The following is a 9,027-nucleotide window of genomic DNA, read 5'->3' as shown; positions in this document are numbered from 1 at the left end:
GGCATCTACCAGGCGGCCTATTCCTACGGCATGTCGCGCTCGATGACGCGCCAGCTCATCAAGCTGCTCGCCTCCGACGTCGACTTCCAGTCCCGGCTAAGCCCGTCCGACCAGATCGAGGTGTTCTTCTCGCAGCCCGACGACAGCGACGCGGTTTCGGACGATTCGGAACTGCTCTATGTCGCCACCAATTTCAGCGGCGTCGCCCAGAAATTCTACCGCTTCGCCTTCCCTGACGGTTCCAGCGACTATTTCGACGAGGAAGGGCGCAGCTCGAAGCAGTTCCTGATCCGCAAGCCGGTGCCCAACGCCGTCTTCCGCTCGGGCTTCGGCGGCCGCAACCATCCGATCCTCGGCCTGAACCGCATGCATACAGGTGTCGACTGGGCAGCGCCGCGCGGAACGCCGATCATCGCCGCCGGCAACGGCGTGGTGGAAAAGTCCGGCTGGGCGGGCGGCTACGGGCGACAAACAATCGTGCGGCACGCCAACGGCTACGAGACGTCCTACAATCACCAGAGCGCCATCGCGCAGGGCATAAAACCCGGCGTCCGTGTCCGTCAGGGCCAGGTGATCGGCTTCGTCGGCACGACCGGCCTGTCCACCGGACCGCATCTGCATTTCGAATTGATCGTCAACGGCACCAAGGTCGACCCAATGCGCGTCCGCCTGCCTACCGGCCGCGCGCTGAAGGGCGAAGACCTCGAACGCTTCCAGGTCGAGCGCAAGCGCATCGACGACCTGCTCAGGGAAGACAAGGACGGCTCGGCGCTTAAGGTCGCCAGCGCCGCGAACAGCCAAGGCGACTGACGCCTATCCATCGGCACGACGCCCGCCATTTCGTTTCGTCACGTCCGCGGCGCCATCTACCGTCGACTGCGATCCGTGCGTAATGTCCGCAATCATGGCGCTGCGCCAGACCATACGGTTCTGCACCTCGCGCGACGGAACCAGGATCGCGGTCGCTTCCGTCGGAAGCGGCCCGCCCTTGCTGCGCGCCGCGCACTGGCTCAGCCATGTCGAATACGACCTCGAAAGTCCGGTATGGCGACCATGGCTGAAGGCGTTTTCCGAGCGCAACACCTATATCCGCTACGACCAGCGCGGTTGCGGCCTCTCCGACCGGCAGCCCACGGACGTCTCGTTCGGGGGATGGCTGGCCGATCTCGAAGCCGTGGCCGACACGATCGAGCAAAAATCCTTCCCGCTTCTCGGCATGTCGCAGGGCGGCGCACTGGCCATCGCCTTCGCGCTGCGCCATCCGGAAAGGGTCTCGCACCTTATCCTCTTCGGCGCCTATGCGCGCGGTGCGTTACGACGGGCCGAGCACGAGGCGGAGCGGCTGGAGGCCAGAACACTCGTCGACCTCATCCGCATCGGCTGGGGGCGGGACAATCCAGCCTTCCGCCAGGTGTTCACAAGCCAGTTCATTCCCGGCGGGACGGCGGAACAGCATCGCTGGTGGAACGACCTGGAACGCATTTCCACAAGCCCGGAGATTGCGGCACGGACCTTGGAGCAACTCCACCAGATCGACGTCACGGCGATGGCCGAGCAGCTCCGCGTTCCGACGCTGGTGCTGCATGCGCGCGGCGATGCGCGTGTGCCTTTCGAGGAAGGCCGCCGGCTGGCCGGCCTTATTCCCGACGCCAGGTTCGTGCCGCTGGAAAGCGACAACCATACCCTGCTTCCGTCCGAGGCGGCGTGGCTTCAGTTCCAGACCGAGGTCAGCGCCTTTCTGACACCCGCATCGCAAAATCTTCGCAGGACATCCCTCGACAACGCGAGCCTAACCCCGGCCGAGGTCGAGGTCCTGGCGCTTGTCGCTGCCGGCCTTGACAACCGGGCGATCGCCGGCCGGCTGGGCAAGGCGGAGAAGACGGTGCGGAACCAGGTGTCGTCAGTCCTCGACAAGCTTGGCGTGCATAGCCGGGCGGAAGCCATCGTGCTCGCCCTGAAGGATTGATCGGGACAGGCCCACCATAACGGCCGCCGTTTTTCGCAAGGGGCGGGACAAGCGCCTCATGCGCTTACCGCCGATGCGCGTTCTTCTCGCCGACACTCGCTTGGCCGGCCATTCGCCGTGGCGGCATCGAGCTTGTCGAAAACAGGGACGGCCCGGCCGATTTGCCGGTGTCGCCGTTTGAAAACGGGAGGAGACCTTATGGACGCGATCGGCCCGAAAGAGATCAACGAAGACAAATTGAACAGTTTCATCGGGCAGTTGCTGTCCGATCTCGGCGGCGCGGCGAGCGTTCCCCTTGTCAGGATCGGGGACACGCTGGGACTGTACCGGCTGCTGCACGAGAAGGGGTCGATGACCCCGGCAGCACTTGCCAAGGCCAGCGGCTGCCATGAACGCTATCTCAGCGAATGGCTGAACGCCCAGGCCGCATCCAACTACCTCGCCTATGACGCCCGGACCGGGGCGTTTTCGCTCCCGCCCGAACAGGCGATGGTCTTCGCCGTGGAAGGCAGCCCGGTCAACATGATCGGCGCCTTCGACATGATGGCGGCCATGGTCGAAAACCAGAAGGCGGTGGAGACAGCATTTCGCAGCGGCCGGGGCGTCGCCTGGGGCAGTCAGGCGGGCTGTTTGTTCTGCGCCGTCGCCCGCTTCTTCCGGCCGGGCTACCTCAACAATCTCGTTTCCGCCTGGCTGCCTGCATTGGACGGCGTCGTCGAAAAGCTGGAGCGCGGCGCCAGGGTGGCCGATGTCGGCTGCGGGCACGGCGTCTCGACCATGCTGATGGCGAAGGCATTCCCCAATTCCACCTTCATCGGCTACGATTTTCACGAAGGCTCGATCGCGGAGGCCAACGCCCACGCCAAGGCGCACGGCGTCACCGATAACCTTCGGTTCGAGGTCGGCCTTGCCAAGGACTACCCCGCCAACGAGCTTGATCTCGTGACCTTCTTCGACTGCCTGCACGACATGGGCGATCCCCACGGCGCCGCGGCCCATGTGCGGAAGTCGCTGAGACCTGACGGAACCTGGATGGTCGTCGAGCCGATGGCGCGGGATACGGTCGAAGCCAACCTCAATCCGGTAGGCCGCCTCTATTATTCGGCGTCGACGATGATCTGTGTGCCGACATCGCTGGCGCAGGAGGAGGGAACGGCGCTCGGCGCGCAGGCAGGCGAAAGACGGCTTAGGGAGGTCATTCGTTCCGGCGGCTTCGGCAATGTGCGGGTGGCGACCTCGACGCCGTTCAACATGGTGCTCGAGGCGACCGCCTGAGGCAGCGCGCTCGCCGCCGGCGTCACTCGACGAATTCGACGATCACCCCGGCCGAGACCAGCTTGGCGAGTTCCTGGGCGTCCCAATTGGTCAGGCGTATGCAGCCATGGCTCTCGGTCTTCCCGATCTTCGACGGATCGGGCGTTCCGTGGATGCCGTAGGTCGGTTTGTCCAGCGCGATCCACACCGAACCGACCGGGCCGTTGGGTCCGGGCGGGATGGTCAGCACCTTGTCGTTCTCGCCCTGCTTGAAGTTGAGCTTCGGATTGTAGGTGTAGTTGGGGTTGATCGCGACGCGCGACACCGCATGCGTGCCGGTGGGCGACGGCGTGTCGGCCGAGCCGATCGTCGCCGGATAAGCAGCCACCAGCTTGCCGTTGGCGTCGTAAGCCCGCACCTGCTTCTGGCCCTTGTCGGCAATGATATGGGCGACCTTCGCAGTGACGTTTGAGCCGAAGTTCGCGACCCGCACCAGCGTCCCCGGCCGCGAGAAATTCGCTTCCGGGTTCAGGGCCTTGAGGTAGCCCTCGTCCATATGGAACCGCTCGGCCAGCATCTCGGTGACCGAAGTGAAGCTCATATGCTCGAGCTTGGCCTTCTCGCCGTAGTCGGAGGGCACGGATGCCACATAGGGCCCTGCCGCGTCCTCCGGCGTGATCTCATACATGCCCAAGGCATCGCCCCCGCTCTCCGCCAGAGCCGCCGTGATGCCGATCGTGTCGGTCGACTTCAGGTTCGAGCCCGTCAGTTCGCGATAGGCGGCCAAGGCCTTGTCGACGTTCGAGCCGAACTTTCCGTCGATGACGCCCGGCGAGGCCCCTGCCCTGTCCATGAGAACCTGAATGGCCGCGACATCCTCACGCGCCGTGAAGGTCAGTGCCGGCGGCGTCGCCGGGTTGACGGTGGTGTCCGGACGCGGCTCGACCGTGCCCGTAATGTCCGGCTCGGTCGAGGTGATCTGCTCCTCACTCAGCGGCGCGCGCTCGATCGGCTCCTGGCGGGCGATCACCGGCGCGCCGTCCACGCCCGGCGGAAGCGGCGCGGCCGGGAATTCGTCCGGCGCAGGCTCGCGATAGCCGTAGTTGTCATCGGGCTGGACGTAATCCGGTTCGGAATAGCCGTCGTCCGCAGGAACCTCGCGCCAGCCTTCGTCACGCCTCAGCCGGGCCATGTCCTCCGGATCGTCGAGATAATAACGGTCCTGGCGGCGGAGTTCCCGGCGGCGCTCGCGAAACTGCTCGCGCCGCGCATTGAATTCGCGCGGCTGCACGGCGATCACCTCGCCGGTGACGGAATCGACGATCACCCGATTGCCGTTACCGTCGAAATAGACTTCCGCGTCGCGATACTGCGCGAGCTGGATTTCGCCAGGCGCGGGCGCGCGGCGCACCTCGTCGCGCACCCACGGCGCGGGCGATTCGGACGCGGCGGCGGCGTGTGCCGCAAAGCCGATTGCGATGGCCGGAAGAAAAATCAGCCCGCGAAGCATGTTTGGTCGTTCTCTCCGGTTCCCGTCGTTCCCGCCGCGCCCAAGGACGGATCAGGGGGTAACGCACCTGCGAATCTAGTTGTTCCAGTATGAACGGGGCATGAAGATGGCCGCCGGCATTTTCGAAATATTGCTCGTACCATGTTCGATCAGGCACGCGCGGCCAAGATCAGGCCCGGTCCAGCCCGAGTTCCCGCCTCACCTTCTTCGTCAGTCCAAGCGCGACCAGCCGACGGCTCTCCCTGAGATAATCCCGGAGTGCTTGGTCATCCATCGATTCGTCCGTCCGGCGCTGGATCCATTTCATGCCGCGCGAGGCGAGGTACGGCGCCGGGCGGCATCCCGGCTGGTCCTTCAAAATGTCGAAAGCCATTTCCGAAGTCTTGAAGGTGACTGCCAGACCGTCGCCATCGCTCCATCCGGCAATGGCAAAAACCTTACCGCCGACCTTCCACACATGCGCGCCGCCCCATTGCACGACATGGGTCGTGGCGGAAAGCGAGGCGCAGAAGGCATTGTAACCGTCGAGGGTCATGATGCACTTCTCTCGCACACATGGGTGATTCTTGCCACGCTCCGGAATTTCACCGGCCTGGCTATTGTTTGTTCCCGGCAAGTGCAGGGGCGTTCCGCGTCATGACGTGTCGGGGCGCAGCGCATAGTGGGCGAGCGCGTGGGCGTGCGCCAGAAGTTCGTCGATGTCGCGGATGTTGCGCCGGCGCGGGGCACCCGGTTCGTAGCGCGACAGGCGACCGCCCGGCGGCCGGCCGCCGCGCAGCGGCGCGACGCGGTGCCCGCGGCCCGCCGCGAGCGCATGATCGCGCCGCGCCTTCCAGCGCGCAAAGCGTTTTGCCTGCCCCGGCAGGTCGTCCAGAGCATGCACCAGGGCGGTCAATCGCCGGCCGAGACGGCCCGCATCCAGCGGATCGTCGGATGAGGGCGGCTTCCAGACGGGGACGGCAAGCCGCTCGGTGACGCCGATTATGCAAATGCGCGGCACGCTGGTGGCGACAGTCCGCCGGGGGCGGCGATCCCATCGCGGCAGCGGATCGAGCAGCGGAAATGGAAGCGTGCGGGCAGCGGGTTTTGCGGAAGCGAGATGAGCCAGATGGACCGGGGCGCCGGAGCGCCGCACGACGCCGGTGCCGACGCCGTCGCGCACGAAGATGGATTTTTTCTTCCGCTTGGGCTTGCCCTTGCGCGGGGGCCGCGGCGGCAGCGTCACGACCATGCCGCGCGCCAGCACGATGATAAGCCGCCGCGCCGCCGATTCTGCCGGCCGCAGCATTTTGAGCACGGCGCGATGGAGATGGCGCGGCAGGGTAAGCGCCGGGGACGATTTGCCTTCTTCTGCCTGCTGCAGTCCCGAAGCGGCCGCGCCCTTCCGCGGAAACAACACAAACCGTCTTCCAAGACCCATCTCGACCATGGCGACGAGCCCGGCCACGATGCGCTTCAGCGCCTCGCGGTGGTCGTCGATTACTGCACTCAGGTCCATCGCCGCCTTCCTCGCTTCGATCAGGCGCGACGATTGTCGCCCGCGCGGAACAGGCGGGGACAGAATGGAACGGATTTTCTTTCAGGCGAATCTCAAGTGATTGAAATTGCTGGGAAAGATTTTTTAAGCCATCCTACAAAGTCGAGAAACTCTCCCCGTTTTAGCGGGTTGTCCGATCCGGACAGGGTCGAGACGGCGTTAATCCCACACTGGTCGGACAGATGCCTGTGGCCCCCCTCACCGGCCCTTCGGGCCTCCTCTCCCCCATGAAGAATGGGGGAGAGGAGCGCCGGCCGCCAGTAGTGGCGCTCTCCTGCAAAGCTTGGCTCCTTTGCTGCAAGGCTTGGCGCCCTCCTCGCCCCCACGAAGTGGGGGAGAGGTGGCCCGAAGGGCCGGTGAGGGGGACGCCATCCGCTGCAAGGGGCCGCGTCGCAGTCGTTCAGGCCACCACAAAATCGGCAAAGCCTATCGTCGGCTGGCTCGTCAGCACTGCGAACTGGATGCCGGCCGCGCCGCCGAGGCCGTCGGCGTCGTAGGACAGCTTTCCCGTGTCTGTCTCGTAGATGATGTGGTCGTTGGCGTCCTGCGCCAGGCCCGTGGTGTTGGCCCGGAAATAACCCGACAGCAGCGCGCCGGTGTTCAGCTTGGTGAAGATCGCGTCCGACAGCAGGAAGCGGTCGTCGGCCGCGTTGAAGTCGAGGATGGTGTCGATATTCGACGCACCGAGTTTTGTGTTGAACACAAATGTGTCGTCGCCACCCAATCCGCGCAAAGTGTCGTTGCCCTCGCGGCCTTCCAGGCGGTTGTCGCCGGCATTGCCGGTGATCTCCTGGGCGAACTCATTTCCGGTCAAATCGATGGTGGACGTGCTGGTTGAGCCGTTGGTGGTGAGAAGCTCCACACGCACCCCGGCGCCGAGCTTGTAGTCGACGGCCGCCATAACCCGGTCACTCGTCCCCTGCGAGGCGCCTTCGACGATGATGTCGCCGCTGTTGTAGACACGGTAGATGTCGTTGCCGCCGAGACCGATCATCGTATCGGGCGTGCCGGCGCCGCCGTCATGCAGCACGTTGGCGCCGGCATTTCCGATGATCTCCTGGGTCAGCGTGTTGCCAGTCAATTCGAGCGCGGAAGTGCCGCTGGAACTCGTCGTGCGCAGATTTTCAACGGCTGCAGCCGCACCGAGCCGATAGCTTGCACTGGCAGCGACGATGTCGATTCCTCCGGTGATCTCCTCCACGACGGTGTCGCCGAGATTGTCGACGTAGTAGGTATCCGCGCCGGCGCCGCCGACCATGGTGTCCATGCCGGCGCCGCCGTTCAGTGTATCGTTGCCCCCTGCCCCGACAATGTAGTCGGCGCCGCCGAGACCTTCGATCTGGTCCTTTCCGTCCGAGCCGATCAGGTAGTCGGCGGATTGCGTCGCGAACAGGGAGATACGGAACGTGTCCTGCTGGTTGTTCGTGTCGCCGGCGACCAGGTTGGTCGCCAGGCTCTGGAACACGACGAAACGGCCGTCGGCGGAAAACTTGGCGCCGAACGACGCCTGGTTGGCTTCCGCGCCGCCCATGCCGATCGACAGGCGCGTCGTCGTGCCTGCCTGGACGTCGCGCAGGAAGATATCGTGGACGCCGTTCGTGTCGTTTTCGACCAGATTTGCGGCCTGCGTCTGGAAGACAACGTAACGGCCGTCCGAAGAGACGTCCATCTGCGAGGTCTCGGCGCCCGTGGCCTGCGCCCCTGACGAACTCAGATTGACCCGGATGGTGGTCCCGGCAACGGTATCGCGCAGGAACGCATCCGTCATGCCATTGGTGTCGCCGGACACAAGGTTGGTGGCAGTGCTGGTGAAGGCGATGTATCTGCCATCGGCACTGACCGCATGGACGAGGCTCTCGCCGTTGGCCTGCGCCTCCGAACTGCTGACGGTGATACGTGTCGTCGTATCGAGCACGGTGTCCCGGACGAAGCCGTCAGTGAACCCGTTCGTGTCACCGGCGACGAGATTGGTCGACGAACTGGAAAAGGCGACGAAGCGCCCATCCGCCGAGACCTGCGGCGAGATGGAGGCGCCGTCGCCTTGGGCTCCGCTGGATGAAACCGAAAGTCGTTCCACACTTCCTGTAAAAAGATCGGTCCGGAAGATATCGGAGTTCTTGTTCGAATCGCCGGCGGAAAGATTGGTGGCGTTGCTCTGGTAATCCACGAAGCGGCCCTGCCCCGATATCTGCGGGGAAAAGCTGTCGCCATCGGTCTGCGCGCCCAGCCCGGTCAGCGAAATGCGCTGTGTGCTGCCGCCTTGCAAGTCCCGGACGAAGATGTCGATCATGCCGTTCGTGTCGTCCGGCACGACATCCGGGGCGACGCTGCGGTAGACGACGTGGCGCCCATCGTCGGAGATGACCCCTTGGGTGCTGCCGCCGGACTGCCCCAAGCCGGAGGCGGTGAATGTCTGGCCAGTCGCGACATCGCGGATGTAGACGTGGGAACCCGGTCCGAAGCCGGACACCACATCGCTTCCGTCCGACGTGAAGACGATGAAGCGGCCATCGGCGGAAATTTCCTGCGAATAGGAGCCAAGCGACAACTGGTTTCCACCGTCGGACAGCGATACCCGGATCAGGCTGCTTCTGTTGAACATCACCATGCTGGTCTCACCTCCATGGACTTGGATGCAATTGCAGGCGCCGGCACCGTGAACTCCGCCGCGACCATCTGGCGGCAAGCGGCGGGCCGAAGTTTTCGTCACTGCGCGGCGACTACAAAAGTCTACAGGGCCGATAAATGGAAGACAATTGC

General features: G+C 64.6%; 7 protein-coding genes (1 of these 7 only partly in view). 3 read left to right on the top strand and 4 right to left on the bottom strand.

Annotated features, from left to right (window positions below; all coding sequences use genetic code 11):
- From ABMA59_RS12755 to ABMA59_RS12745, 3 genes are all read left to right on the top strand, one after another.
- Positions 1 to 810, top strand: partial view of a M23 family metallopeptidase gene (locus ABMA59_RS12755; protein ID WP_349005740.1) — the 3' portion only. The gene continues 1,161 nt to the left of window position 1, outside the view; only the last 810 of its 1,971 coding nucleotides appear in the window; its start codon lies off the left edge, out of view; it ends in the stop codon at positions 808 to 810.
- An 82-nt stretch (positions 811 to 892) separates the two neighbouring features.
- The gene (locus tag ABMA59_RS12750) at positions 893 to 1,966 is read left to right on the top strand and encodes an alpha/beta fold hydrolase (protein ID WP_349005739.1); all 1,074 of its coding nucleotides are present in this window, start codon (positions 893 to 895) and stop codon (positions 1,964 to 1,966) included.
- 198 nt (positions 1,967 to 2,164) lie between these two features.
- On the top strand, positions 2,165 to 3,241 hold the full coding sequence (locus tag ABMA59_RS12745; RefSeq protein ID WP_349005738.1) for a class I SAM-dependent methyltransferase: 1,077 nt from the start codon (positions 2,165 to 2,167) through the stop codon (positions 3,239 to 3,241).
- Positions 3,242 to 3,263: 22 nt separating this feature from the next.
- Here the strand turns inward: ABMA59_RS12745 and ABMA59_RS12740 are convergent, their stop codons facing one another.
- From ABMA59_RS12740 to ABMA59_RS12725, 4 genes are all read right to left on the bottom strand, one after another.
- The gene (locus ABMA59_RS12740; RefSeq protein ID WP_349005737.1) at positions 3,264 to 4,730 is read right to left on the bottom strand and encodes a L,D-transpeptidase family protein; all 1,467 of its coding nucleotides are present in this window, start codon (positions 4,728 to 4,730) and stop codon (positions 3,264 to 3,266) included.
- A gap of 169 nt (positions 4,731 to 4,899) precedes the next feature.
- Positions 4,900 to 5,265 carry an MmcQ/YjbR family DNA-binding protein gene (locus ABMA59_RS12735; RefSeq protein ID WP_349005736.1) on the bottom strand — a complete coding sequence of 122 codons (366 nt, stop codon included), beginning with the start codon at positions 5,263 to 5,265 and terminating at the stop codon, positions 4,900 to 4,902.
- A gap of 99 nt (positions 5,266 to 5,364) precedes the next feature.
- On the bottom strand, positions 5,365 to 6,228 hold the full coding sequence (locus ABMA59_RS12730; RefSeq protein ID WP_349005735.1) for a hypothetical protein: 864 nt from the start codon (positions 6,226 to 6,228) through the stop codon (positions 5,365 to 5,367).
- Positions 6,229 to 6,667: 439 nt separating this feature from the next.
- Positions 6,668 to 8,875 (bottom strand): hypothetical protein, encoded by a 2,208-nt coding sequence (locus ABMA59_RS12725; protein ID WP_349005734.1) that lies wholly within the window; start codon positions 8,873 to 8,875, stop codon positions 6,668 to 6,670.
- Positions 8,876 to 9,027 lie beyond the last annotated feature (152 nt).

Origin of the sequence: Mesorhizobium yinganensis, from assembly GCF_040081985.1 — a bacterium.
In the GTDB taxonomy this organism is placed as follows: domain Bacteria; phylum Pseudomonadota; class Alphaproteobacteria; order Rhizobiales; family Rhizobiaceae; genus Kumtagia; species Kumtagia yinganensis.
This window is presented reverse-complemented; position numbering and strand designations above follow the sequence as displayed.

Coding starts and splice junctions, on each gene's coding strand:
- ABMA59_RS12750 (WP_349005739.1), top strand. CDS start 893: ATGTCCGCAATCATGGCGCTGCGCCAGACCATACGGTTCTGCACCTCG.
- ABMA59_RS12745 (WP_349005738.1), top strand. CDS start 2,165: ATGGACGCGATCGGCCCGAAAGAGATCAACGAAGACAAATTGAACAGT.
- ABMA59_RS12740 (WP_349005737.1), bottom strand. CDS start 4,730: ATGCTTCGCGGGCTGATTTTTCTTCCGGCCATCGCAATCGGCTTTGCG.
- ABMA59_RS12735 (WP_349005736.1), bottom strand. CDS start 5,265: ATGACCCTCGACGGTTACAATGCCTTCTGCGCCTCGCTTTCCGCCACG.
- ABMA59_RS12730 (WP_349005735.1), bottom strand. CDS start 6,228: ATGGACCTGAGTGCAGTAATCGACGACCACCGCGAGGCGCTGAAGCGC.
- ABMA59_RS12725 (WP_349005734.1), bottom strand. CDS start 8,875: ATGGTGATGTTCAACAGAAGCAGCCTGATCCGGGTATCGCTGTCCGAC.